General features: G+C 68.8%; 21 protein-coding genes and 1 tRNA gene. 15 read left to right on the top strand and 7 right to left on the bottom strand.

What is annotated here, in order from left to right; all coding sequences use genetic code 11:
* The first annotated feature begins 24 nt into the window (after window positions 1-24).
* The gene (locus tag Q9S36_RS23880; protein WP_311287319.1) at window positions 25-1,650 is read left to right on the top strand and encodes a right-handed parallel beta-helix repeat-containing protein; all 1,626 of its coding nucleotides are present in this window, start codon (window positions 25-27) and stop codon (window positions 1,648-1,650) included.
* On the opposite strand, the gene Q9S36_RS23875 is transcribed toward Q9S36_RS23880, so the two are convergent.
* The 4 genes from Q9S36_RS23875 to Q9S36_RS23860 form a co-directional block, all read right to left on the bottom strand.
* Window positions 1,628-2,671 (bottom strand): acyltransferase, encoded by a 1,044-nt coding sequence (locus Q9S36_RS23875; RefSeq protein ID WP_311287318.1) that lies wholly within the window; start codon window positions 2,669-2,671, stop codon window positions 1,628-1,630. The genes Q9S36_RS23880 and Q9S36_RS23875 overlap by 23 nt on opposite strands.
* Window positions 2,672-2,686: 15 nt before the next feature.
* On the bottom strand, window positions 2,687-4,075 hold the full coding sequence (locus Q9S36_RS23870; RefSeq protein ID WP_311287317.1) for an O-antigen polymerase: 1,389 nt from the start codon (window positions 4,073-4,075) through the stop codon (window positions 2,687-2,689).
* 870 nt (window positions 4,076-4,945) lie between these two features.
* Window positions 4,946-5,018 (bottom strand) — tRNA-Arg (locus Q9S36_RS23865).
* A 53-nt stretch (window positions 5,019-5,071) separates the two neighbouring features.
* Window positions 5,072-5,884, bottom strand: a complete 813-nt coding sequence (locus Q9S36_RS23860) for an SGNH/GDSL hydrolase family protein (protein ID WP_311287316.1) — start codon at window positions 5,882-5,884, stop codon at window positions 5,072-5,074.
* A 136-nt stretch (window positions 5,885-6,020) separates the two neighbouring features.
* Here Q9S36_RS23860 and Q9S36_RS23855 point away from each other — a divergent pair, with 136 nt between their 5' ends.
* The 9 genes from Q9S36_RS23855 to prfA all read left to right on the top strand — a co-directional run bounded on the left by Q9S36_RS23855 (window position 6,021) and on the right by prfA (window position 17,715).
* Window positions 6,021-6,878, top strand: a complete 858-nt coding sequence (locus tag Q9S36_RS23855; protein WP_311287315.1) for a transglutaminase family protein — start codon at window positions 6,021-6,023, stop codon at window positions 6,876-6,878.
* 57 nt (window positions 6,879-6,935) lie between these two features.
* The gene (gene argS / locus Q9S36_RS23850; protein ID WP_311287314.1) at window positions 6,936-8,603 is read left to right on the top strand and encodes an arginine--tRNA ligase; all 1,668 of its coding nucleotides are present in this window, start codon (window positions 6,936-6,938) and stop codon (window positions 8,601-8,603) included.
* 1 nt (window position 8,604) lies between these two features.
* Entirely contained in the window at window positions 8,605-9,366 is a 762-nt protein-coding gene (locus Q9S36_RS23845) for an LmeA family phospholipid-binding protein (protein WP_311287313.1), read from the top strand.
* A 154-nt stretch (window positions 9,367-9,520) separates the two neighbouring features.
* A complete protein-coding gene (gene lysA / locus Q9S36_RS23840; protein ID WP_311287312.1) occupies window positions 9,521-10,945 on the top strand; it encodes a diaminopimelate decarboxylase in 1,425 nt (474 codons plus the stop codon).
* Window positions 10,942-12,255, top strand: a complete 1,314-nt coding sequence (locus Q9S36_RS23835; protein ID WP_311287311.1) for a homoserine dehydrogenase — start codon at window positions 10,942-10,944, stop codon at window positions 12,253-12,255. The genes lysA and Q9S36_RS23835 overlap by 4 nt, the downstream gene beginning before the upstream one ends.
* 1 nt (window position 12,256) lies before the next feature.
* Window positions 12,257-13,345 carry a threonine synthase gene (thrC, locus tag Q9S36_RS23830; RefSeq protein ID WP_311287310.1) on the top strand — a complete coding sequence of 363 codons (1,089 nt, stop codon included), beginning with the start codon at window positions 12,257-12,259 and terminating at the stop codon, window positions 13,343-13,345.
* Window positions 13,342-14,289, top strand: a complete 948-nt coding sequence (thrB, locus tag Q9S36_RS23825; RefSeq protein WP_311287309.1) for a homoserine kinase — start codon at window positions 13,342-13,344, stop codon at window positions 14,287-14,289. Before thrC ends, thrB begins: the two co-directional genes overlap by 4 nt.
* Window positions 14,290-14,479: 190 nt before the next feature.
* Window positions 14,480-16,603, top strand: a complete 2,124-nt coding sequence (gene rho / locus Q9S36_RS23820) for a transcription termination factor Rho (RefSeq protein ID WP_311287308.1) — start codon at window positions 14,480-14,482, stop codon at window positions 16,601-16,603.
* 29 nt (window positions 16,604-16,632) lie between these two features.
* A complete protein-coding gene (prfA, locus tag Q9S36_RS23815) occupies window positions 16,633-17,715 on the top strand; it encodes a peptide chain release factor 1 (RefSeq protein ID WP_311287412.1) in 1,083 nt (360 codons plus the stop codon).
* A 201-nt stretch (window positions 17,716-17,916) separates the two neighbouring features.
* On the opposite strand, the gene epsC is transcribed toward prfA, so the two are convergent.
* From epsC to cysK (Q9S36_RS23800), 3 genes are read right to left on the bottom strand one after another with little or no spacing between them, the layout of a single operon-like run.
* Window positions 17,917-18,495 (bottom strand): serine O-acetyltransferase EpsC, encoded by a 579-nt coding sequence (gene epsC / locus Q9S36_RS23810; RefSeq protein WP_311287307.1) that lies wholly within the window; start codon window positions 18,493-18,495, stop codon window positions 17,917-17,919.
* A gap of 4 nt (window positions 18,496-18,499) precedes the next feature.
* Window positions 18,500-19,447: a cysteine synthase A gene (cysK, locus tag Q9S36_RS23805; protein WP_311287306.1), complete on the bottom strand. Its 948-nt coding sequence runs from the start codon at window positions 19,445-19,447 to the stop codon at window positions 18,500-18,502.
* 19 nt (window positions 19,448-19,466) lie between these two features.
* Window positions 19,467-20,405 carry a cysteine synthase A gene (gene cysK, locus Q9S36_RS23800; protein ID WP_251453165.1) on the bottom strand — a complete coding sequence of 313 codons (939 nt, stop codon included), beginning with the start codon at window positions 20,403-20,405 and terminating at the stop codon, window positions 19,467-19,469.
* A 126-nt stretch (window positions 20,406-20,531) separates the two neighbouring features.
* Between cysK (Q9S36_RS23800) and prmC the strand changes: the two genes are divergently transcribed.
* From prmC to atpB, 5 genes are all read left to right on the top strand, one after another.
* Window positions 20,532-21,443: a peptide chain release factor N(5)-glutamine methyltransferase gene (gene prmC / locus Q9S36_RS23795; protein ID WP_311287305.1), complete on the top strand. Its 912-nt coding sequence runs from the start codon at window positions 20,532-20,534 to the stop codon at window positions 21,441-21,443.
* Window positions 21,444-21,455: 12 nt separating this feature from the next.
* Window positions 21,456-22,241, top strand: coding sequence for an L-threonylcarbamoyladenylate synthase (locus Q9S36_RS23790; protein ID WP_311287304.1), 786 nt, complete (start codon window positions 21,456-21,458; stop codon window positions 22,239-22,241).
* A complete protein-coding gene (locus Q9S36_RS23785; protein WP_311287303.1) occupies window positions 22,238-23,398 on the top strand; it encodes an MraY family glycosyltransferase in 1,161 nt (386 codons plus the stop codon). The genes Q9S36_RS23790 and Q9S36_RS23785 overlap by 4 nt, the downstream gene beginning before the upstream one ends.
* Window positions 23,395-23,874 carry a hypothetical protein gene (locus Q9S36_RS23780; RefSeq protein WP_251453160.1) on the top strand — a complete coding sequence of 160 codons (480 nt, stop codon included), beginning with the start codon at window positions 23,395-23,397 and terminating at the stop codon, window positions 23,872-23,874. The genes Q9S36_RS23785 and Q9S36_RS23780 overlap by 4 nt, the downstream gene beginning before the upstream one ends.
* 128 nt (window positions 23,875-24,002) lie before the next feature.
* Entirely contained in the window at window positions 24,003-24,794 is a 792-nt protein-coding gene (atpB, locus tag Q9S36_RS23775; protein WP_251453582.1) for a F0F1 ATP synthase subunit A, read from the top strand.
* Window positions 24,795-24,823: the final 29 nt, after the last annotated feature.

Raw genomic sequence — 24,823 nt, 5'->3', positions numbered from 1 at the left:
TCGCGGTCTACCGGATCTCGTGACGTGTCAGCCGCGCAGGCGAGTCTCCGCGGGGGAGCCGTCGGCCGCGCCCGGCACCGCGAAGTGCGCGGAGCCCTGGGATGTCGTCACGCGATAATCTCCAGCGAACCCGCGCACCCGGACGAGCCCGTCCGCGTCGGGACGCAGGCGATCGACGCGATTCGATTGGGCGGGTGGAAGTCAGCCGCGGTAGAGCTGACGGGCGACCACAAGATCACCGAAGTTCCGATTGTAGATCCATACATTCGACTCGTTGGGCCTGGGTCGATCATCGACGGAACGATCAAGATAGGCGTGGACGGGACAGCACCGCCGTACGATCGGCTGCACACCAAGGTCGAAGGGTTGCGGTTCACGCGCACCGCCCTGAGCACGACGGTTGACGCGATCACTGCGGCCCGCGCCTACGGCATCGACGTGATCGACAGCGAGTTCGAGAACTACAGGTGCGCTTTCGCCGTTCGCCCACAGACCTTCTCAGGAGGTGGCACCCATCACGTCGCGCGTGTTGGGCTACATAGGATGCGCACCAAGGATGTGCAGTTCGGGTTGCGCGTTTTCCCCTACGCGGGCGGAGGAGGCCTCCTCACCGCCGCGGACTTCGAGATCAGCGGTGCGACTGAGTGGGCCGTACTAGATGGCCATGTCTACGCCGAGGGTATCGACGGACTGGTTATCCAAGGGGCCACATTCTTCATGCCCGGGTATCGAACCGCGCACAACTCCAAGCGTTACAACGTCTTTGTCGATGGCGGATCGCACATCAAGATCCTGGGATGCCAACTGTTCGAAGCGGGGCTTGAGGCGGTTCTTCTGTCTCGCGTCCTGGATTACAAGATCAAGGACAACTCGATCACGAACCCGGGTCAGAGGCAGTACAGCGACGCCGTGCGCATCACTAACGGTGACACGTCTGGTGCGGAGTTCGGAAAGGGAGAGATCGGTGGAAACACGATCGAGCGCCCGACCCGACACGCCATCAGTATCGAAGGGCCATCAGGCGGGGTGATAGTCGAGCCGAACACGATCCATCAGCCGGGAGATCTGGAGTTCTTCTACGGCTCTGGCGCCGCGCCGACTGCTGATTACATCAGCACGGAAGCAGGTACGACGCGGGTGAATGTGGCGCCTGGCCAGGCACTCGTAGCGAAGACCGGGACCAACCCAAGAATCATTCTCCGAGGGAGCCAGAGCGACTCCGGGGTAGGGATCGCCGATCGGCTCTTCATACCGGGCACCGAACCGCCGATCGCCCAGGTCAATTGGAACAGTCACCCGCAGGTCAGCGGGGCTTTTTTCGGGCAGCACGCCTTGTCTAGCGGGGCTCAGGATGCTTACCGGAACTACACCGTCAACCTCAAGCCGGGTACGTACTCGATCGCTGTCTGGCACACGAAGGACGTGAACCGAGGTATCTACAGCGTGCGCGTGGACGGAGTCGTCGTCGGAACGATTGATGGCTATGCCGCGTCGACGACTCCTGAACGCGCGGTCCTCACGGGCTTCAACGTCCGCTCGGGCGGTCGTCGAACGTTGAGTCTGGTGATGGCGACGAAGAACGGCTCGTCGAGTGACTACTACGGGGCTGTCTCAGGCATCTCGGTGGTCAGGACTGGCGAGCCGACGTGATGCGACGGCCATAGTCGGTGGTGGGGCGCTCGACGAGAATTCGAGCGCCCCACGCAACAAGGATGCCACCAACGATCGCGACGAGCACGAACACGGCGGGGGCTAGTCCGAGAGGCTTCAGCGCCGCCATCACGATGGTGTGGACCAGGTAAAGCGAGTAGCTGATTCCTCCGAGCCACAACAGCGAAGCGTGCATCTTTCGAGAGCGCACCGCGTATAGCGCAGCGAAGATGGCGAGGCCACCCGCGTAAGAAAGGTCAAAACCGAGCGGAGTCCATGCGTCGCGAACTCCGGCGTGTTGCGAGACGAGGAACCATCCGAGCGTCGGCACCAGCACTACGGCGAGCGGGATGAACAGCAGCAGCGCCTTGGACTGTCCGTTCTCCCATAAGTAGACCGCGAACCCGACGCTCGCGGTGAACATCATCAGCGGCATGACAGCGGTGAACTCAGCGCCGAAAGCGAAATTGGCGAGAGCCATCCCGGCGAACACCAGGAGCCAGCCGATCCCGAGCCAGACTGACTTTTCGAGGAAGCGGCTGAGCTTGCCGAGGATGGACTGGGCATAGAACGCAATCTCGATGCCCAGAGTCCATGCCACGCCGAGGATACTGTAGACGCCGAAGAACCCTTGCAGCATCGTCACGTTCATGAGGATGACAACCAGCGAGTAGTCGAACGGGGCTTGGCCAGTTAGGACCACGACGGCGACGTACGCGACCGTCGCCACCCAGTAGATCGGGTAGAGGCGCCAGAATCGGCGGATCGCGAATGTGCGCACGGTCTGGCGAGATAGCGTAAGGCCAACGACGTAGCCGCTCACGAGGAAGAATGCGACGATGCCGACCCGCCCGAGATTAATATACTGGAGCGACCACTGCGCGTAGGCGGGGAAGGCGTACTCGAGCGGGTGCTGGACCGCCACCAAGAGAGCCCCGACACCTCGGATGGCGTCGATGTACTCCAGTCGCCCCTTGCTCTGACGCGCTGATTCGACAACCTGTTCCGCGTTCTTCGTCATCTTGGCGCCCCTCACTTATCGAACGTTCGTCGCAGACGGTAGTGCACGGACGTTTCTTCCATATGTCCCACCCTCCTCTGCCCGCTCGTCGGGTTTCTGAACCAAAAACAGGATGAGCGGGATCGTCAACACGGTCATGTACGTCAGCGGGTGCGAGTAGTTCATGAACCACAGGTGCGTTATCAGATACGAGAAGACCGTGAGAGCACGCGGACCCTTCCACGACCAAGCCGCAGCGAACTTGGCGAGAACGCCCAGAAGGACCATGCCGATCAACAGTCCGAGGATTCCGAAGTCCATATAGAAGCCACCGATCGCGCCTGTTGCTAGGCCGCCCCCAGTGAACTGCAGCCCCAGAGAGTCTTTGAGGAACTGGCCAGGCGTGGGCTGGTTCCCAGGCAGGGGGCTGAGCATCGCGGCGAAGAACGTTGCTCCGTTCGGATGCGGCACGGTGTTCGGGAAGATCCTGATGATGTGGTCGAGCGCAGTGCTGGTGCCCGTGAAGTACGTAACAACGGGGCCCAGATACAAGAGTTCCTCCGGGAGGCCAGTCGCGCGGAGGTTCGCGAGGTGAGTTGGACCGAATGCTTGCAGGTCTCTGGAGAACCCGGCGGCCGAGATGCCGGCGATCAGAACCGCCCCCAGGACCAGGATGGCGGGGAGCCGCGACGGCCGTTGAATCACCGCGTAAGCCAGAACCGTGAGTAGGGGAATGAAGTAGAGCCCGCGGTTCCCAAACCCGTACATCACGACGAAACCCAGGAGTAGTAATAGCAACCAGGGCAGCCGTTCTTTGCCGCGACGATTAAAGACTCCGACACCCCCGATGATGATCGCTACCGTGAGTGAAGTCGTGATCAGGGTCCCCTCAACTCCGTTGGAGAACGCCTCGAGGCGCGCCTCCGCGACCTGCGAGCTCAAGACCGGAATGCCGCCTGTCGCGAACGAAGCCAGCGATAGGAGGACGCCGGCTGCGACCACGAGCGCCAACAGTCTTGTGCGCACACGCAACGGGCCAGCGGAAGCGGAAACGTCGATCGCGACGACCTTCGGCAGCGTGATTCCCACTCCCACCGCGAACGCGATGCTGGCGCCGACGATGAGTGCCAGCTGAAGCGATGCTGTGGCGGTATTAGCTAAGAGCGCAGAGGCGATGTTGTAGCCGGCGAACACCGGCAATACCAGTGCGATCGGTCTGCGAAGCTGAATGCCACGGTAGAGCAGCGGGGCCACGAACGGTACAGCAACCAGAGTGAAGCCGAGTGTTGTCAGGTACGACATTCCCTGCGCGAGCCCGAAGAAGAAGGCGATCAGACCGGCCACTCCCGAGAGAGTGCCCACCGAATACCAGAGAAGATAGAACGCCTGCGTCCGCTCGCTCGAACGGCTCGGGTGGTTGGTCACAAGCGGCAAGTATCCCAGTTCCACGCTTCGGTCACGTGACCGGACCGTAACGATCCGCCGCCGGCTTCGACGTACGGTGGCCTCTATGGTGCTTCATCTTGCCGCCGCGACCCGGGTCGCGGTCCGCGACCAGAATTGGTACGCGGCACTCTCGCTTGCGCTGACGCTCCCTGACATCTGCGGGAGACTGGAGTCTCCAGAGAATGCGAGTCAGGCGCGATACGAAGCTTGGTGGAACAGCTGGGTCGCTGACCGGTACCAGCTCGACTCAAGCGAGTCGCTGCTGAGTGGCGGAGATGCCTATGCGCTCCGTTGCGCTGTGCTGCATGAGGGCCGAGACGAGATTCTCGATCAGCGCGCTCGTGAGGCCGTCAGCCGGTTTCGGTTCGTAGACCCCAGAGGTGGGTCGGGTGTGCATGCGATGACTATTGAGTCGATGCTCATCCTCCAGGTCGACGCGTTCTGCGTCGACGTCTGCGATGGGGTGGACCGGTGGTCGATGGCTGTTCGCGCAATCCGAGGTGACGTCGCCAACCGTTCGAGTCATCTGATGAAGATCGGCTCCAACGCCGACGTGACCTCTGTCGAGCACGCACTGTTGCCTCCTCGCGGCCCTCATCCCAAACGACGGCCTCGTCCAACATAGGAACGCATTACCCATGACAAACGCCCCTCGGCGTCCGTCCCTTCACTGGGATGGATGTCGGGGGGCGTTTTGTCGTGCCCGCTTATAACCCGCAGAAACCAGCAAACCCCTTATACGGTTCGGGGGGACCGTTGGCTCAAGTTGTGGCTACAGTTTTGGGATCGGGGGGAGTATCGGGGGGACCGGTTCGGCTCCGATCCCCCTACTTCCCAGTTTTTTCTAGGTGCCCCCGACAGGAATCGAACCTGCGACCTTTGGTACCGGAAACCAACGCTCTATCCCCTGAGCTACGGAGGCGTACCGGTCGAGATTACCACTGCCGGCAGGGCTCCCCGTGCCGTGCCGGGCGGTCAGCGCTCGACGCCGACCTCGGTGCCCACCGGTGCGTCTGCGGCGACGTCCGTGCCCTGGCTCATCGCGGCGAGCGACTCCGCGACCCGCGCGGCGAGGTAGCGGTGACCCTCGGTGGAGGGGTGATTGCGTCCGAGACCCGTGTCGATCACCGACAGGTAGTTCTCCGCCACGATCCAGTTCTCGGCGACGGGGGAGATGTACCACCAGCCGCGCGCGGCGGCGAGTTCGGCGAGGTTGGCGTCGATGCGGGCGATCGCGTCCTCGACGGGCAGGACGTGCGGCGCAGGGCCCATCACCACGATCGTCGCCTCGGGGTACAGCGCTACCAGGGCATCCCACACCGCCGTGACCGCGTCGCGGTACCCCTCTGCGGGCAGTCGTCGGTCGTTGATCGTGCCCTCGATGATCACGAGGTCGGGATCCAGCGCGGGGTCCAGCGCCGCGACGCGCTCGCCGTAGGCGGGACCGTCGATCCCCGGCTTGAGGTAACCGCTGCCGCGCACGCCGTCGACGACGACGTCGGCGTCCAGCATCGGGCCCAGCCGGTACGCGAAGCCCAGGGTGGGCACGATCGCCGCCGATCCGTACACCCACGAGTCGCCGAAGACCAGTACGCGGGGGTTCTCGGGCAGCGCCAGAGTGGCAGGAGCCACGGCGGCGATCGGGGCCTGGGTGGGCGAGGCGGCATCCACCGTCGGGGTGATCCAGGGTCGCCATGCGGCGAGGGCGCACACGAGCGCCACGGCGAGTGCGACGGCCCCCAGGGCCGCCCACGAACGCCGTGGACGACGGCGTCCTGACGCGGGCATGGATAGAGGGTACGTCATCATCCCGGCTGCGCCTGCACGGGCCGGATGCCGCATGCCGCACATGCGCGGGGGGACGCCGCTTCCTCTGCCCGCCCGGCCGAGCCGAGGGGGCGTCCGGGCGTGCGAGGATACTTCGGTGCAACGCCTCGTGACCGCCGAACTCGACCTCGAACTGGGGTCCTCCGTCGACCTCATCCTGCAGGTCGCCGCCGCCCAGCAGGTGCCGGTCGCGGACGAGCAGCTGACCTTCACGCAGGGCGACCGCGTCTACACGCCGACCGAGATCATCGACCAGTCCGGCAGTCGTCTTCACCGCTTCACGGGCGAGGCGGGCGTCCTCGAGATCCGCTACGAGGCCCGCATCGACGGTCCCACTCCGATGGGACGCACCAGCGACCTCGAGGCCATCACCTACCTGCGCCCGAGCCGCTACTGCCAGTCCGACGAGGTCTTCCAGCAGGCGCGCCGGCAGTTCAAGGGCCTTCACGGCACCGAGCTCATCGCGGCCGTCTCGGACTTCGTCGCCACCAGCACCACCTATACGCCGGGCCTCAGCCACGGCACCGACAGCGCCGTGACGACCCTCATGACCGGGCAGGGCGTCTGTCGCGACTACGCCCACGTCGTGATCGCCCTCCTGCGGGCCATGGACATGCCCGCCCGCTACGCCGCGTGCTACGCGCCGGGTCTGCAGCCGATGGACTTCCACGCCGTCGCCGAGGCGTACCACGACGGCGCGTGGTACGTCATCGACGCCACCCGGCTCGCCAACCGCCGGTCGCTCGTGCGCATCGCGACCGGTCGCGATGCGGCCGACTGCGCATTCCTCAGCTACCACGGCGGCTATGTCGGGCTGCAGCGCATGCGGGTGGACGCATGGCTCATGCCCGAGGCGCAGGAGTTCACATCGACGGATGCCGGGAGCGCGGCATCCGCGGATGCTGCCGCTCACCCGGCGGCGGACGATTTCACCGAGCTGGTGCAGATCGCCTGATCGGTCCCTCGTCGACGGCGTGAGGCGCTGACGACGGACAACTAGAATCGACGGGTTATGAACCCCGACGCCCTTTCCGCCGCCCTGCTCGCCGTCATCGCCCCGCTCGCCGAGGCGCGACGCGCCGGCGCCGCCGAGGGCCTCACCCCCGCGGACCTGCCGCTGGAGCGCCCGCGCAACCGCGACCACGGCGACTGGGCCTCCAACGCGGCCCTCAAGCTCGCGAAGGCGGTCGGAGCGAATCCGCGAGAGTTCGCCGGTGAGATCGCCGCCGGTCTGGAAGCGGTCGACGGGATCGCCGCCGTCGAGGTGGCCGGGCCCGGCTTCATCAACATCCGTCTCGAAGCCGCCGCCGCCGGGGCACTGGCGCGGGCCATCGTCGAGGCGGGCGCCGCGTTCGGGTCGAACGAGTCGCAGCAGGGCCGGACGATCAACGTGGAGTTCGTCAGCGCCAACCCCACCGGGCCGCTGCACATCGGCCACACCCGGTGGGCCGCGCTCGGCGACTCGATCGCGCGCCTCCTGCAGGCCAGCGGCGCCACCGTCGCGCGCGAGTTCTACATCAACGACGCCGGCGCCCAGATGGAGCGCTTCGGCCGCTCGGTGCTCGCGGCGGTGAAGAACGAGCCCACCCCCGAGGACGGCTACGTCGGCTCCTACATCGACGAGCTCGCCCGCCGCGTGCGCGACGCCCGGCCGGACATCGTCGAGCTCGACCCCGACGAGCAGGTGATCGTCACGCGCGACCTCGCCTACGGCTTCCAGCTCGGCGAGATCCAGGCGTCGCTGGCGAAGTTCAACGTCGCGTTCGACGTGTGGTTCTCGGAGCGGGCGCTGCACGCCCCCGGATCCGACGGCGAGCCGAGCCTGGTCGACGAGGCCGTCGAGCGCCTGCGCGCCCAGGGCCACGTGTTCGACGAGGACGACGCGGTGTGGGTGCGCACGACCGACTTCGGTGACGACAAGGACCGGGTCATCCGGCGCTCCAACGGGGAGTACACCTACTTCGCCGCCGACGCCGCCTACTACCTCAACAAGGGCGATCGCGGATTCGCCCACAAGATCTACCTTCTGGGCGCCGACCATCACGGCTACGTCCACCGTCTCAAGGCGCTCGCGGGCGCGGCCGGCGACGACCCGGACAAGGACATCGAGGTGCTCATCGGACAGCTCGTCTCGATCAACGGCGCCCGGCTGAGCAAGCGCGCCGGCAACATCATCGAGATGGACGACCTGCGCGAGTGGCTCGGCACCGACGCGCTGCGGTACTCGCTCGCCCGGTACCCCGCGGACTCGCCGCTCACGCTGGACCCCGAGCTGCTGCGCAAGCGCACCAACGACAACCCCGTGTTCTACGTGCAGTACGCCCACGCCCGAACCCACAACGTCGCGCGCAACGCCGCGGACAGCGGAGTGGACCGGTCGGAGTTCGAGCCGGCGTTGCTGCAGCACGACACCGAGTCGGCGCTTCTCGGCGCGCTGCAGGAGTTCCCCCGCACGGTCGCCTTCGCCGCCGAAGTGCGCGAGCCCCACCGTGTGGCCCGTTACCTCGAAGAGCTCGCAGCGCTCTACCACCGGTGGTACGACAACTGCCGCGTCATCCCGCAGGGCGACGACCCGGTCGAGTCCGTGCACCGCACGCGTCTGTGGCTCAACGACGCCACCGGCCAGGTGCTGCGCAACGGTCTGGACCTGCTGGGTGTCGACGCTCCGGAGCGGATGTAGCGTGGCCGGTTCGCGCCGCCGGGTCTGGCCGTGGATCATCGCGATGGTCGCGGTCGGAGGACTTCTGGCGGGCGCCGTGGTCGTCGCCGAGGCCGTCTCGCGTGATCTGGTCGTCTCGGGCATCCGTGATCGCGTCGTGAGCAGCCTCGATCTGCCCGCCGACCAGCCCGTCGACGTCCAGGTCGAGGGTCTCGTCCTCCCGCAGCTCGTCGCAGGGCGCCTGGACGACGTGACCATCTCGTCCGAGGACGTCGTCGTCGATGTGTTCGCCGGTGACGTCACCGTGCAGGCCCGGGGGATCCCCCTGCGTGGCGAGGCGCCCCTCGAGGCGGCGGAGGGGACCGTCCGTATGGACGTGGAGCAGGTACGCGGCCTGCTGGCCGCAGTCGAGGACTTCCCGGTCGACAGCCTCGCCTTCGATGCTCCCGACGTCACCATGACCGTGGAGCTTTCGGTGTTCGGCGCGGCGGTTCCGGTGGGGGTGGCGCTCACTCCTTCGGCGGTGGACGGCGACCTCGTCCTGACTCCTTCCGCGCTGCAGATCGCCGGGGCCGAGGTGGGTGCCGACGAACTGCGCGCGCGCTTCGGCGGGCTCGCAGACAGCGTGGCCCGCGACTGGCCGGTCTGCATCGCGCAGTACCTTCCGGCGGGGCTGACCCTCGCCGATGTGGCCATCGACGGCGACACCCTCGTCGCCGACGTCGACGTCGACGGAGCGATCGCGGTGGATCCCGCACTGCTCGAGAACGGCACGTGCGAGTGATCCGCGTCCTCGCGTGACATGTCGACGGGGCGCTGAGGCCCGGTGCCCTAGACTGCAATCACTGCCCGGCACGTGAGTGCACCGGCCGCGGCATGAGCCGCCCGGCGTCGTCCGGCCGGCCACGCGTCTTGATCCCCACCGATTGGTCCCACCCGTGTCCGCCGCCTCGCAGTCCCGCCCGCCGGCCCCGGCCTGGCTCGTCGAGCCCGAGGACGCCAACGCCCTCGTCGGCGGCGTGTGGCCGACGGATGCCGCTCGCGACGCGGCCGGCGTGCTGGCGCTCGCGGGAGTCCCGGTCACGACGCTGCGCGAGCAGTTCGGCACACCGCTCTACATCCTCGACGAGGACGAGGTCCGCACGCGGGCCCGTCGGGCGCGCGACGCCTTCGCCGTCGCCGCGGAGCGCCATGGAACGACCGCACGCGTCTACTACGCGGGCAAGGCCTTCCTCAGCACCGAGATCGTGAGATGGGTGACCGCCGAGGGCCTGTCGGTCGACGTCGCGTCCGGCGGCGAGCTCGCCGTCGCCCTCGCCGCGGGGGCCGACCCTGCACGTCTGGGGTTCCACGGCAACAACAAGAGCGTCGGCGAGCTCGAGCGCGCCGTCGCCGCGGGCGTCGGGTCGATCGTCGTCGACAGCCTGATCGAGATCGAGCGTCTCGCCGGGATCGTCGCGCGTCGCGGCGGCACCCAGTCGGTGCTCGTGAGGGTCAACAGCGGCGTCCACGCCGAGACGCACGACTTCCTGGCCACCGCCCACGAGGACCAGAAGTTCGGCTTCGCGCTCAGCGCCGCCGCTGCCGCGGTGGCGCGCATCCGCGAGCTTCCCGGTCTCGTCTTCGCGGGGCTGCACTGCCATATCGGCTCGCAGATCTTCGGCACCGCAGGCTTCGCCAAGTCGGCAGCGCGCGTCGTCGCGCTTCACGCGGAACTGCTCGCCGGCGGCGACATCCCGGTCCTCAACCTCGGGGGAGGCTTCGGGATCGCCTACACCGCGGCCGATGACCCCACCCCGATCGAAGAGCTGGCCGCCGGAATCGTCGACGCCGTTGCCCGCGAGTGCCGTGAGCGCGGCATCCGCCTGCCGATCCTCGCCTTCGAGCCGGGACGATCCGTCGTCGGACCCGCGGGGGTCACGCTGTACGAGGTCGGCACCACCAAGCCGGTCCGCCTCGACGGCGGCGCCACCCGGCTGTACGTGAGCGTCGACGGAGGCATGAGCGACAACGCCCGCCCCGCCCTGTACGGCGCGCAGTACTCGGCGCGGATCGCGTCGCGCACGAGCACCGCTCGTCCAGCGCTCGTCCGCGTGGTGGGCAAGCACTGCGAGTCCGGCGACATCGTCGTCGACCACGAGTACCTGCCCGCCGACGTCGTCCCCGGCGACCTGCTCGCCGTCCCGGCGACCGGGGCGTACTGCTTCTCGCTTTCGAGCAATTACAACTTCCTCCCGCGTCCGGCCGTCGTGGCCGTGCGCGGGGGACAGGCCCGCGTCATCGTGCGGGGCGAGACGATCGACGATCTCCTCGCCCGCGACGCGGGTCTTGCCACACCCCCGACGGAAGGACAGACGACGTGACCGACTACCGCCGCCTACGGGTCGCCCTCCTGGGCGCCGGAGCCGTCGGCTCGCAGGTCGCCTCGCTGCTGCGGCGGCACGGCGACGAGCTCGCGGACCGGGCGGGTGCCACCCTCGAGCTCGTCGGCATCGCGGTGCGCGATCTCGACGCACCGCGCGAGACCGACCTGCCCAAAGAGCTGTTCACCACCGATGCGGAGTCGCTCATCGTGGGCGCCGACATCGTGATCGAGCTCATGGGCGGCATCGAGCCCGCGCGCACCTACCTGCTCCAGGCGATCAACTCCGGTGCGGACGTCGTGACCGCGAACAAGGCGCTGCTGGCCACCCACGGCCCCGAGATCTTCGACGCCGCGGACCAGGTCGGCGCCCAGGTCTACTACGAGGCCGCGGCGGCGGGTGCGATCCCCATCATCCGCCCGCTGCGCGATTCCCTGGCCGGAGACCGCGTGCAGCGCATCATGGGCATCGTCAACGGCACGACCAACTACATCCTCGACCGCATGGACAAGGAGGGAGCCGAGTTCGCCGACGTCCTCGCCGACGCGCAGGCGCTCGGCTACGCCGAGGCCGACTCGACCGCGGACGTCGAGGGCTACGACGCCGCGCAGAAGGCCGCGATCCTCGCCAGCCTCGCCTTCCACACCGCCGTTCCGCTGGATGCCGTCCACCGCGAGGGCATCACCCGGATCGACAAGGCGATGATGGATGCCGCGCGCCACGCCGGCTACGTCGTCAAACTGCTCGCCGTGTGCGAACGCATCGCGGACGACGGCGGCGCGACGGGAGAGGCGATCTCGGTGCGGGTGTACCCCGCCCTGGTGGACCGCGAGCATCCCCTCGCCACCGTCCACGGTGCCAACAACGCCGTGTTCGTCCAGGCCGAAGCCGCCGGGAACCTCATGTTCTACGGAGCCGGAGCCGGTGGCGTGCAGACCGCTTCGGCGGTCCTCGGAGACGTCGTCTCGGCCGCCCGCCGTCACATCGCCGGCGGCGTCGGAGTGGGGGAGTCGACCCGTGCGAACCTGCCGGTCGTCGACATCGGGCGCGTCACCACGCGCTACCAGATCACCCTCGAGGTGGACGACCAGGCCGGTGTGCTGGCCACGGTCGCCGGCATCCTCAGCGACGGGCGCGTGTCGATCGCGACCGTCGAGCAGACCGTCGCCGGTGAGGACGCCGACATCGCGCGTCTGGTCATCGGAACGCACAAAGCACGAGAGCAGGACCTGAGCGAGACCGTCGAGCGTCTCGCGGCGAGCGGCGTCGTCGAACGCGTCGTGTCCGTCCTGCGCGTGGAAGGAGACTGAAATGGCACATGTCTGGCGCGGAGTCCTCCGCGAATACGCCGATCGGCTGGGTGTCACCGACGCCTCCACGGTCGTCACGCTGGGTGAGGGCGGGACGCCCTTGCTGCCGGCGCCCGCGCTGTCGCAGCAGACGGGCTGCGACGTCTGGGTCAAGTTCGAGGGCATGAACCCGACCGGGTCCTTCAAGGACCGCGGCATGACCGTCGCACTCTCGCGCGCCGTCGAGCACGGTGCGAAGGCGGTCATCTGCGCGTCGACGGGCAACACCTCCGCCTCGGCCGCGGCGTACGCGGCGCACGCGGGCATCACCGCCGCGGTGCTCGTGCCCGAGGGCAAGATCGCGATGGGCAAGCTCAGCCAGGCGGTCGCCCACAACGGCCGGCTGATCCAGATCCGCGGGAACTTCGACGACTGCCTCGAGATCGCCCGCGAACTCGCCGACCACTATCCGGTGCACCTCGTCAACTCCGTCAATCCCGACCGCATCGAGGGGCAGAAGACCGCCGCCTACGAGATCGTCGAGGTCCTCGGCGACGCGCCGGACTTCCACTTCATCCCCGTCGGCAACGCGGGCAACTACACCGCCTACTCCCGCGGCTACCGTGAAGAGGCCGATCGCGGCGTCTCCACGCGCGTGCCCCGCATGTTCGGGTTCCAGGCCGAGGGCTCGGCACCGCTCGTGCGCGGCGAGGTCGTGAAGAACCCCGAGACCGTCGCCAGCGCGATCCGCATCGGCAACCCCGCGTCGTGGGAGCTCGCCCTCGAGGCCCGCGCCGCGACCGACGGGTACTTCGGCGCCATCGACGACGAGCGCATCCTCGCGGCGCAGAAGCTCCTCGCCGGGTCGGTCGGCATCTTCGTCGAGCCGGCCTCGGCCATCAGCGTCGCGGGTCTGCTCGATCGCGTCGAGGCCGGGGTGGTCCCGCGCGGGTCGCGCGTGGTCCTGACCGTGACGGGTCACGGCCTCAAGGACCCGCAGTGGGCGCTTCGCAATGCGGACGGCTCGCAGGTCGAGCCCACCGTGGTCGACGCCACCACGTCCGAAGTGGCGTCCGTGCTCGACCTCGCTCCGGTGGAGGCGACCACGTGACCGCAGCCCCCCTTCCCGAGCCCGGGCGAAGTGTCCAGGTTCGGGTACCCGCCACCAGCGCGAACCTCGGTCCCGGCTTCGACACGCTCGGCCTGGCGCTCAGCGTCTACGACGAACTCGTGGTCACGGCTCTTCCCCCTGGGCAGCTCGAGGTCGACGTGGACGGCGAGGGGATGGGCGACGTCCCGCGGGACGGATCCAACCTCGTGGTCCGCTCGATCGCCTACGCGTTCGAGTCGGCGGGTCGACGGATGCCGGGTCTCCGGCTGCAGGCGCACAACGTCATCCCCCACGGGCGCGGCATGGGCTCCTCCGGTGCCGCCGTGGTCTCGGGGCTGCTCGCCGCCAAGGGTCTGCTGGCCGGTGACGTCGAGTTGGGACCCGAGACGCTCCTGCGCCTGGCCACCGAGCTGGAGGGCCATCCCGACAACGTCGCGCCGGCGCTGTTCGGCGGGCTCACGATCGCGTGGGTGGACGAGACCGGGCCGCAGCACAAGAAGCTCACCGTCCACCGCGGCGTGTCGCCGCTGGTGTTCGTCCCCGAGTCCACGATGTCCACCAGCGTCGCCCGCAGTCTGCAGCCCCTGCAGGTCCCCCGCGAGGACGCGGTCTTCAACGTCTCGCGCTCGGCGCTGCTGATCGCCGCTCTCACGCAGAGCCCGGAGCTGCTCCTGGCGGCGACCGAGGACAAGCTCCACCAGAGCTACCGCGCGCAGGCGATGCCCGACACCGATCGCCTCGTGCAGGCCCTCCGCGCTCGCGGGTTCGCGGCGGTCGTCTCGGGCGCCGGACCGAGCGTGCTGGTCCTCGCCGACGGGCCCGGGCGTCGCCTCGAGGCGGCCGCGCTGGTGTCGGACGCCGTCGACACCCCGTGGGAATCCCTCATGCTCGCCGTCGATGTCAAGGGTGGTACAGTGAGGGAGTACGCGGAGGGTTCCACGTAAACCGTGAATCTGGCCTCCGTCGCAATTCTGCGAATCCACCGCACAGCCCCCTCCTGCTGAGGGACTTCGAGCATCCAGGCGGTCTTCGAGCCGCCCAGCGCTCCTCAATCGGCAGCGAGCCCGGGAAGGCGTCTGCCGTGCAGCGCCCGTGCGATCGTGCATAACCATTTCGTTTCACAAGGGAGAACTCGTGGAGTCCATCTCCGAGATCCACAGCGACGCCCAGACCGAAGAGCGCGTGGACGCGCTCGATCAGGCTGAAGGCGTTCCGACCACCGACCCCGCCGCCGAGGACGCCTCGGTTGAGCAGGCGCCCGCCCCCGAGCAGCCCGCCGACGAGGCGCCGGCTGCCGAGGCGCCGGTCGCCGATCAGCCGGCGCCCGCTGAGGACGCCGCTCCGGCAGAGGCGCCCGTCGCGGAGGCGCCCGCCAAGGCGCCGCGCAAGCGCGCGCCCCGCCGGGCCAAGAGCACCGACGTACCGGCTCCCGAGGCTGCCGCGGAGAACGCCGAGACCACCGCGCCTGCCGTGGAGAGCGCCGAGACCGCTGCGCCCGACGCGCCTGCGGTGGACGCCGAGCCCGCCTCGACCGACGCTCCCGCTTCGGAGGCGCCCGCACGGACGCGTCCGAAGCGCACGAGCAAGCGGGGCGCGAAGGCTGCCGACGCCCCTCCCGCGGACGCTCCCGCCGAGCAGGCCTCCGCAGACGCCCCGAACGCCGACGCAGCGCCGGCCGTCGAGGACGCCCCGGCCTCCGCCGACGCGGCGGCGGGTGACGCCGCCGAGGGTCGGAGCGCCGAAGGCTCGTCCGGCGAGACGACGGGCGCCGACGGCCAGAACACCGACGGTCAGAACGCCGACGGCGAGGGCGGCACCGGCCGTGGCCGTGGCCGCAACCGCAACCGCAACCGCAGCCGCTCCGGCCAGGGCACCGCCCAGAACGGCCAGGGCGGGCAGAACGGCCAGGGTCAGAACGGCCAGGGTCAGACCGCGCAGAACGGCGCCCCGCAGCCGGCGGCCGCTGCGGCATCCGACGATGACGAAGGCCAGGGTGCACGCGGGCGCGGCCGCAACAAGCGCCGCACCACGACCCCGGGCGACGAGTTCGACACCGAGATCGGCGAGGACGACGTCCTGATTCCGATCGCCGGCATCCTGGACGTGCTCGACAACTACGCGTTCGTGCGCACCACCGGCTACCTCCCCGGCCAGAGCGACGTCTACGTCTCGCTCGGCCAGGTGAAGAAGTACAACCTGCGAAAGGGCGACGCCGTCGTCGGCGCGATCAAGCAGCCGCGCGAGGGCGAGCAGTCCAGCCGCCAGAAGTACAACGCGCTGGTGAAGGTCGACGCCATCAACGGCCTGTCCGTCGAGGATGCCGCCACCCGCGTCGAGTTCGGCAAGCTCACCCCGCTCTACCCGCAGGAGCGCCTGCGGCTCGAGACGGCGCCCGAGAAGCTGACCCAGCGCATCATCGATCTGGTCGCTCCCATCGGCAAGGGTCAGCGCGGTCTCATCGTCGCGCCCCCCAAGGCCGGCAAGACGATCGTCCTGCAGCAGATCGCGAACGCCATCGCGCAGAACAACCCCGAGGTCCACCTCATGGTGGTGCTGGTGGATGAGCGGCCCGAAGAGGTCACCGACATGCAGCGCACCGTCAAGGGCGAGGTCATCGCGTCGACCTTCGACCGTCCCGCCGAAGACCACACCACGGTCGCGGAGCTCGCCATCGAGCGGGCGAAGCGTCTGGTCGAGCTCGGCCGCGACGTCGTCGTGCTGCTCGACTCGATCACCCGCCTGGGGCGTGCGTACAACATCTCGGCACCCACCTCCGGTCGCGTGCTCACCGGTGGGGTGGACGCCTCGGCGCTGTACCCGCCCAAGCGCTTCTTCGGCGCCGCCCGCAACATCGAGAACGGCGGATCCCTCACGATCCTCGCCACGGCCCTCGTCGAGACCGGGTCCAAGATGGACGACGTCATCTTCGAGGAGTTCAAGGGCACCGGCAACAGCGAGCTGCGACTGTCGCGCCAGCTCGCCGACAAGCGCATCTTCCCCGCCGTCGACGTCAACGCCTCGAGCACGCGTCGCGAAGAGATGCTGCTCTCGCCCGACGAGGTGAAGATCACCTGGAAGCTTCGTCGCGCCCTCGCCGGCCTCGATCCGCAGCAGGCGCTCGAAGTCGTCCTCGGCAAGCTCAAAGAGACGCAGTCCAACGTCGAGTTCCTCGTGCAGATGCAGAAGTCGATCCCGGCGCCCTCGCGCGACGGGCACGGCGGCGGCAGCGGACACGCGCACGACAACAGCATCCGCTGATCGGCGGGGATCGCGTGTCCGAGCCTGCGATGTTCGAGTCGGTCAGGACCCTGATCGACGAGCACCGAGCCGTCCAGGAAGAGCTCTCCGACCCGGCGGTGCATGCCGACGCGGCGCGCGCGAAGCGCGTGAACCGTCGGTACGCCGAGCTGTCGCGGATCGTCGCCGCCCACGACGCGTGGGCGGCGGCATCCGACGACCTCGTCGCGGCGCGCGAGCTCGCCAAAGAGGATGAGGCCTTCGCAGACGAGGTGCCGGCTCTGGAAGAGCGGCTCTCGGACACGCAGGAGCGCCTCCGGAGGCTGCTGATACCGCGAGACCCCGACGACGCCAGAGACGTGATCATGGAGATCAAGGCGGGGGAGGGTGGCGCCGAAAGCGCCCTCTTCGCCGCCGATCTGCTGCGCATGTATCTGCAGTACGCCGCCTCGAAGGGGTGGAAGACAGAGCTGCTCGAGCGCAACGAGTCCGACCTCGGCGGGTACAAGGACGTCCAGGTCGCCATCAAGGGATCCTCCACCGACCCCGCGCAGGGCGTGTGGGCGCACCTGAAGTACGAGGGCGGCGTGCACCGTGTCCAGCGCGTCCCGGCCACCGAGTCGCAGGGTCGCATCCACACCTCCACCACCGGTGTGCTGGTCTTCCCCGAGGTGGACGAGCCCGACGAGATCGAGATCAACCCCAACGACCTGAAGATCGACGTGTTCCGCTCGTCCGGTCCCGGGGGGCAGTCGGTGAACACCACCGATTCCGCCGTGCGCATCACGCACCTCCCGACCGGCATCGTCGTGTCGATGCAGAACGAGAAGTCGCAGCTGCAGAACCGCGAAGCCGGCATGCGCGTCCTGCGCGCCCGCCTGCTGGCGCGCCAGCAGGAAGAGCTGGATGCCGCGGCATCCGATGCTCGCAAGTCGCAGATCCGCGGCATGGACCGCTCGGAGCGGATCCGCACCTACAACTTCCCCGAGAACCGCATCGCCGATCATCGGACGGGGTACAAGGCGTACAACCTCGACCAGGTCATGGACGGCGCGCTCGGACCGATCGTCGAGTCGGCGATCGCCGCCGACGAAGAGGCGCGTCTGTCCGCCCTCGCCGGTCCCGACGCCTGATCCGCGACCGGCCCGGCGGCCCGCCCCGCCAGCGGTGAGCGACAGAGCGGATGCCGCGGCAGTAGGGTCAGCGCATGGTCCTGCTGCTGCTTCGCGCGCTCATCTTCCGACCGGGCGCTGGCGACGCTTCTGCTGCCCCTGCTCCTCATCCGCAGGCGCGCCGACGCGCGCCGCGACGCAGCCTGAGCACCCGCACCCGGGTCAGATCACGTACTCCGGTGCGGTGAGCAGGGCGCGGGTGTCCTCGCCGGCTCGGCGCGTCCGCGGTTTCGCGGGCACGCCGACCAGCACACTGTCCGGCGGCGCGTCGCGTGTCACGACGGCATTGGCGCCGACGACCGATCCGGCGCCGATCGTGATCGGCCCGAGGACCTTCGCACCCGCGCCGACGGCCACGCCGTCACCGAGGGTGGGGTGGCGCTTGCCGCCCTCGCGCTGCCGACCACCGAGCGTCACGCTGTGGTACAGCATGACGTCGTCACCGATCTCGGCGGTCTCGCCGATGACGACGCCCATGCCGTGGTCGATGAAGAAGCGCCGCCCGATGGTGGCGCCGGGGTGGATCTCGATGCCGGTCAGCCAGCGGGTCACCTGCGACCCGGCACGGGCGAGGAAACGGATGCGACGCACCCACAGCGCGTGCCATACTCGGTGCGCCCAGATGGCGTGCAGGCCCGGGTAGAGGACGGCGATCTCGAGGGAGGACCTCGCCGCGGGGTCGCACAGCTTCGCCGCCGCGAGGTCTTCGCGGATGCGGGCTATCGGGTGGAGCTCGGTCACGGGGTCAGGCCTCCTGGGGGTCGCGCAGATGAGCGTACAGCGCTGTGGAGAGATAACGCTCACCGGCGTCGGGGACGATGACGACGATGCGCGTGCCCGCAGCCTCGGGGCGGCGGGCGATCTCGAGTGCTGCCCAGACGGCGGCGCCCGCGCTCATCCCCGCGAGGATCCCTTCATCGGTTGCGAGGGCCCGTGCGACGCGGATGGCGTCGTCGAACTCGACGTCGATGATCTCGTCCAGGACTGATCTGTCCAGAACGGCCGGGACGAAGTTCGGGCCGATCCCCTGGATGCGGTGCCCGCCGGCGCGGCCCTCGCTCAGCATGGGGGAGTCCTTGGGCTCCACCACGACGATCCTGACGTCGGGGTTCCGCTCCTTGAGCACCTGCCCGACACCGGTGATCGTGCCCCCCGTTCCCGAGCCGGCGACGAAGTAGTCGACCCGACCGTCGGTGTCGGCCCAGATCTCCTCCGCGGTGGTGCGGCGGTGGATCTGCGGGTTGGCCTCGCTGTCGAACTGGTGGGCCAGAACCGCTCCGGGGGTCTCGGCGACGATCCGCTCGGCCGTGGCGACCGCTTCGGTCATGCCCTTGCGGGGGTCGGTCAGGACGACCTCCGCGCCATAGGCCTTCAGCAGGGTCCGCCGCTCCTTCGACATCGACGCCGGCATGGTGAGCACGACGCGGTATCCTCGGGCCGCGCCGACCAGGGCGAGCGCGATCCCGGTGTTGCCGCTGGTGCTCTCGACGATCGTCCCGCCGGGCTGGAGCGCGCCGGACGCCTCTGCGGCATCGACGAGCGCGATGCCGAGACGGCACTTCACGCTCGCGCCAGGGTTGTAGAACTCCAGCTTCGCCAGCACCTCCGCGTTCAGCCCGCGGGTGAGCGCGTTCAGGCGCACCAGAGGAGTGCCGCCGAACGCGGAGGTGATGTCGGAGTGGATGCCGGGCACGGCGGAGCTTCCCGTCGGATCAGTCCTCGCGGAGATCCTCGAAGAGCGCGGTCGAGAGGTAGCGCTCACCGAAGGACGGGATGATCACGACGATGTTCTTGCCCGCAGCCTCGGGACGCGCGGCGATCTGCAGCGCAGCCCACACCGCCGCACCGGACGAGATGCCGACGAGGATGCCGTCCTTCGCGCCGACCGCGCGGGCGGTGGTGATCGAGTCCGAGAACTCGACGTCGATGACCTCGTCGATGACCCCCTGGTCGAGGATCTCGGGGATGAAGTTCGGGCCGATGCCCTGGATCTTGTGCGGGCCGGGGGTGCCCTTGGTCAGCAGGGGCGAGTCGGCGGGCTCGACCGCGACGACCTTGGCGCCGGGCACGCGCTCCTTCAGGACCTGCCCGACACCGGTGATGGTGCCGCCGGTGCCGATGCCGGCGACGAAGTAGTCGACCTTGCCGTCGGTGTCGCGGAGGATCTCCTCCGCGGTGGTCTTGCGGTGGATCGCGGGGTTGGCCTCGTTCTCGAACTGACGGGCGAGAACGGCTCCCGGGATGTCGGCGACGAGCTCCTGAGCCTTGGCCACAGCGCCCTTCATGCCGCCCGCGGGGTCGGTGAGCACCAGCTCCGCGCCGTAGGCCTTGAGGAGCAAGCGGCGCTCGACGCTCATCGAGGAGGGCATGGCCAGCACGACGCGGTACCCGCGTGCGGCGCCGACCATCGCCAAAGCGATTCCGGTGTTCCCGCTGGTGGCCTCGACGATCGTGCCGCCGGGCTTGAGTTCGCCCGAGGCCTCGGCCGCGTCGACGATCGCGATGCCCAGACGGTCCTTGACGCTCGACGCGGGGTTGTAGAACTCGAGCTTGGCCAGCACGTTGCCGCCCAGGCCTTCGGTGACGCGGTTGAGCCGGACGAGCGGGGTGTTGCCGAAAGCGGCGGTGATGTCGGAGTAGATACCGGGCATGTCGGGCCTTTCGAAAAGGGTGTGCTGACGGCCAACCAGCCTATGCGAGAGCGTATTCCCAGGGCTCATTGTGACGCTGTGCGGCACGGGAGTGCGCGGTGCATACCTCTATGCTGGTGCCCGCTCATGGCTCCTTCCCCATCCTCTCCGCGTCTCGGCGACGTGCTCCGCCGTGCCGCCGCGCAGCTGTCGCACGCCGGCATCGCCGACGCCGCCGTCGACGCCGAGCTGCTGGCCGCCCACGTCCTGGGCACCGGTCGGGGCGCCGTCCAAGCCGCGGCGGTGCGCGGCGATGCCGCAGACGAGCAGACGGTGGCCCAGCTGGACGCCCTCGTCCGGCGACGAGCGAGCCGCGAGCCGTTGCAGCACATCACCGGCACCGCGCCCTTCCGCCACCTGGATCTGCTCGTCGGTCCGGGCGTCTTCGTGCCCCGGCCCGAGACGGAGATCCTCGCGCAGATCGCCATCGACGCGCTCACCGCGGCGGCCGCACCCTCGCCCGTGGCGGTCGACCTCGGCACCGGAAGCGGGGCGATCGCCCTCGCGATGGCCACCGAGGTCCCGCACGCCCGCGTGTACGCGGCCGAGAACTCGGTCGACGCCTTCGTGTGGGCGAAGGAGAACTTCGCCGCGGTGGGGGCCGACAACGCACGACTGGCGTTCATCGACCTCGAGCGGGCGTTCCCCGAGCTCGACGGGACGGTGTCGGTGGTGGCGTCGAACCCCCCGTACGTGCCCGACGCCGCGATCCCGCGCGACCCCGAGGTGCGGTTCTTCGACCCGCCCGCCGCCCTCTACGGCGGAGAGGACGGCCTGGACGTCGTGCGCGTCCTCAGCGGTGTGGGAATGCGGCTCGCGCATCCCGGGGGGATCATCGCCATCGAGCACGGCGAGTGGCAGGGCGAGCCCATCCGCGACCTGCTCGCGGCCGACGGGTGGCTCGCCGCGGCGACGCATGCCGACCTGACCACGCGGGATCGGGTCACCACCGCCGTGAGGCCGCCGTCCGAAGCGGATGCGCACACGCGCCGCGACTAGACTGTCGGCGACATGTCATCCCTCTTCGACTGCCGTGACGAGGCCCAGCTGCTTCCCGCCATGCGCGCGGCTCGCCATGCGATCGGGCGCGGCGAGCTGGTCGTGCTGCCCACCGACACCGTCTACGGTGTGGCCGCCGACGCCTTCGACCCCAAGGCCGTGCAGCGTCTTCTCGACGCCAAGGGGCGGGGCCGCCAGTCGCCGCCGCCCGTGCTCGTCGCCGGCGCGACCACCCTCCGGGCTCTCGTGGCCGAAGTGCCCGATGCCGTGGAGCGCCTGGTCGAGGAGTTCTGGCCCGGGGGGCTCACCATCATCCTCCCGTCGCAGCCGTCGCTGTCGTGGGACCTGGGCGAGACGCACGGCACCGTCGCCGTGCGCATGCCGGCCGATCGCATCGCCCTCGAGCTGCTCGAAGACACCGGTCCGCTCGCCGTGTCGAGCGCGAACCTCACCGGGCAGTCGCCCGCCGTCACTGCCCCCGACGCCGAGGGGATGCTGGGTGACAGCGTCGCGGTGTACCTCGACGGGGGCCCGTCGCTGACCGGGGTCTCGTCCACGATCGTGGATGCCACCGGACTCGTCGGCGACGCGGCCGGACGCGTCCGGATCCTGAGGGACGGAGCGGTCAGCCGCGAGGAGCTCGCGCGCGTTCTCGGCGACCTCCTCGAGGACGACAGTGCCGCCGCGGCCGAATCGGATCCCCAGACCCCCGCGCCGGATGCTCAGACCGAGCGTGCGCCGCAGCCCCAGGTCGAGCCGGGACTCGAGGACCGGGCGGCGTCCGGCGGAAGCGCGTGAAGCAGTACGTCTTCATCGTCCTGTTCACCGCGACGATCACCCTCGCGCTGGCCTGGGCGATCTGGCGGCTCAGCATGCGCTTCAAGCTCTATCCCGGCATCCGCGAGAGGGACGTCCACACGACCCCGACCCCCCGCCTGGGCGGCATCGCGATGTTCCTCGGGGTGTGCGCGGCGTTCGCGGTGTCGGCGCAGCATCCGTTCTTCTCGATCATCTGGACCAATCCGCAGCAGCCGCTGGCGCTGTTGGGCGCCACGTCCCTGATCGTGCTGGTCGGCGTCGCCGATGACCTGTGGGATCTGGACTGGATGATCAAGCTCGGCGCGCAATTCCTCGCCGCCGGCATCATCGCGTGGTTCGGCGAGCTGCAGATCTACGCGCTGCCCATCGGCGGCATGACGGTGTGGTCGGGCTGGGTCAGCTTCATCCTCACGGTCTTCGCCATCGTCGTCGTGATGAACGCGGTGAACTTCATCGACGGGCTGGACGGCCTCGTCGCCGGGGTCGCCCTGATCGCCAACGGCATCTTCTTCGCGTACTCCTACCTGCTCGTGCGCGACACCGGCGCCAGCACCTACTTCAACCTCGCCTCGTTCATCGCCGCGATGCTCATCGGCGCATGCGTGGGATTCCTCCCGATGAACTGGAGTCCGGCGAAGCTCTTCATGGGCGACTCCGGCGCGCTCATGCTGGGGCTGCTCATGGCCTGCTCGGCCATCGCCATCACCGGTCAGCTCGATCCCGCGATCATCGGCGACAACGACGAGTTCGGGCGCTCGCAGCTGCTCGGTGCGTTCATCCCGATCCTGCTGCCCGTCGTCATCGTGTTCCTGCCGCTGCTGGACTTCGGGCTCGCCGTCATCCGGCGCATGCGGGCGGGGAAGTCGCCGTTCTCGCCCGATCGCAAGCATCTGCATCACCGGATGCTCGACATGGGGCACAGCGACCGCGACGCCGTCCTGATCTTCTACGCCTGGACGGCGGTGGTCGGACTCGCCGTGCTGCTGATGTACGTCGGCACGCAGGAGGACTGGCCCGGACAGTACGTCGCCGGCGTCGTCTTCGGCGTCGTCGGCGTCGCCGCATGCCTGATCGTCACGCTCATGCCCTCGCGCCGCACCGCCGTCGCTGCGCCCCACCTGGAGGTAACGCCATGACCACGAGTCCCGTTTCGAGCAACCCGGTGCTGCGCACCACGCTCGTCTGGTCGGGGGCGGTCACGGCCGGGCTCGTCGTGCTCGGGGGAGTGATCGGCTTCCTCGTCGGCGGGACGGAGGGCATGTGGTCGGCGCTCGTCGGAGTGCTCGTGGCGGCGGTGTTCCTGGCGATCACGGGAGCGAGCATCCTGGTCGCGAACCGCTGGTACGGCGACCCGCTGTACGTGCCGCTGTTCTTCGGCATCGTGCTGGGCGGCTGGATCCTGAAGTTCGTGATCTTCATCATCGCGCTGCTGATCCTGCGCGACCAGCCGTGGGTGAATCCGACGGTGTTCTTCGTCGCCCTCGTGGTGAGCGTGCTGGCCTCGCTCGCCGTGGACGTCATCGTCATGCTGCGCATGCGCATCCCCCACGCGAGCGACGTGACGCTGCCGACCGATCCCGACGCCGGGGACTTGGGGCCCCGCCAGGTTTGATAGGCTTACCGAGCGCCCGCCAGCTTGCATCCTGAGCACTGCGGAGTGACGCTCACCGACCATCGTCGCAACGGTCCTGCACCGATGCCCCGAAGCTGGAGTCAGCGCTGTTTACTCAAGCTGCGACCCTGATCGCCCCCCTCGCCGCCGACGCGCCGCCGGAGTTCCACGGCCCCTCGATCAGTGAGTTCTTCCCCGCCGCGGTCTTCCAGATCGGCGATCTGGTCATCAACCGCATCCACCTGATCCAGTTCATCGCGACGCTCGCGATCGTGCTGATCTTCTGGCTCGGCACGCGCCGCATGACGGTCGTCCCGGGTCGGTTCCAGAGCCTGGTCGAGATGGGCCTGGACTTCGTCCGCGTCAACATCGCGCACGACCTGCTCGGCAAGAAGGACGGCGACCGCTTCCTGCCGATCCTCACGACCATCTTCTTCATGGTCCTGTTCATGAACATCACGGGCATCATCCCGTTCATGAACATCGCCGGCACCTCGATCGTCGCCGTCCCGCTCATGCTCGCGGTGATCAGCTACGTGACCTTCATCTACGCCGGCCTCAAGAAGAGCCCCAAGAACTTCTTCAAGAACGCGCTCTTCCCCTCGGGCGTGCCGTGGCCGATCTACATCATCGTCACCCCGATCGAGCTCATCTCGACCTTCGTGATCCGCCCGGTGACGCTGACCCTGCGACTCCTCATGAACATGATGGTCGGTCACCTGCTGCTCGTGCTCTTCTTCGCCGCGACGCAGTTCTTCCTGCTCGACCTGGGCGGATGGTGGTCGGCGCTGGCCGCCGGCAGCCTCGCCTTCGGCTTCGTCTTCACCCTGTTCGAGATCCTGGTGGCCGTCCTCCAGGCCTATGTCTTCGCCCTCCTCACCGCGGTCTACATCCAGCTCGCGGTGGCGGAAGAGCACTAAGCGGGTCGGCTGCCAGCCGCCCACCAACC

Source organism: Microbacterium sp. ARD31 (genome assembly GCF_031844425.1).
The sequence above is the reverse complement of the archived record's forward strand: the minus strand, read 5'-3'. Positions and strand labels throughout refer to the sequence as shown.

Coding starts and splice junctions, on each gene's coding strand:
- Q9S36_RS23875 (WP_311287318.1), bottom strand. CDS start 2,671: ATGACGAAGAACGCGGAACAGGTTGTCGAATCAGCGCGTCAGAGCAAG.
- Q9S36_RS23860 (WP_311287316.1), bottom strand. CDS start 5,884: ATGCCCGCGTCAGGACGCCGTCGTCCACGGCGTTCGTGGGCGGCCCTG.
- argS (WP_311287314.1), top strand. CDS start 6,936: ATGAACCCCGACGCCCTTTCCGCCGCCCTGCTCGCCGTCATCGCCCCG.
- thrC (WP_311287310.1), top strand. CDS start 12,257: ATGGCACATGTCTGGCGCGGAGTCCTCCGCGAATACGCCGATCGGCTG.
- prfA (WP_311287412.1), top strand. CDS start 16,633: ATGTTCGAGTCGGTCAGGACCCTGATCGACGAGCACCGAGCCGTCCAG.
- cysK (WP_251453165.1), bottom strand. CDS start 20,405: ATGCCCGGTATCTACTCCGACATCACCGCCGCTTTCGGCAACACCCCG.
- prmC (WP_311287305.1), top strand. CDS start 20,532: ATGGCTCCTTCCCCATCCTCTCCGCGTCTCGGCGACGTGCTCCGCCGT.
- Q9S36_RS23790 (WP_311287304.1), top strand. CDS start 21,456: ATGTCATCCCTCTTCGACTGCCGTGACGAGGCCCAGCTGCTTCCCGCC.
- Q9S36_RS23780 (WP_251453160.1), top strand. CDS start 23,395: ATGACCACGAGTCCCGTTTCGAGCAACCCGGTGCTGCGCACCACGCTC.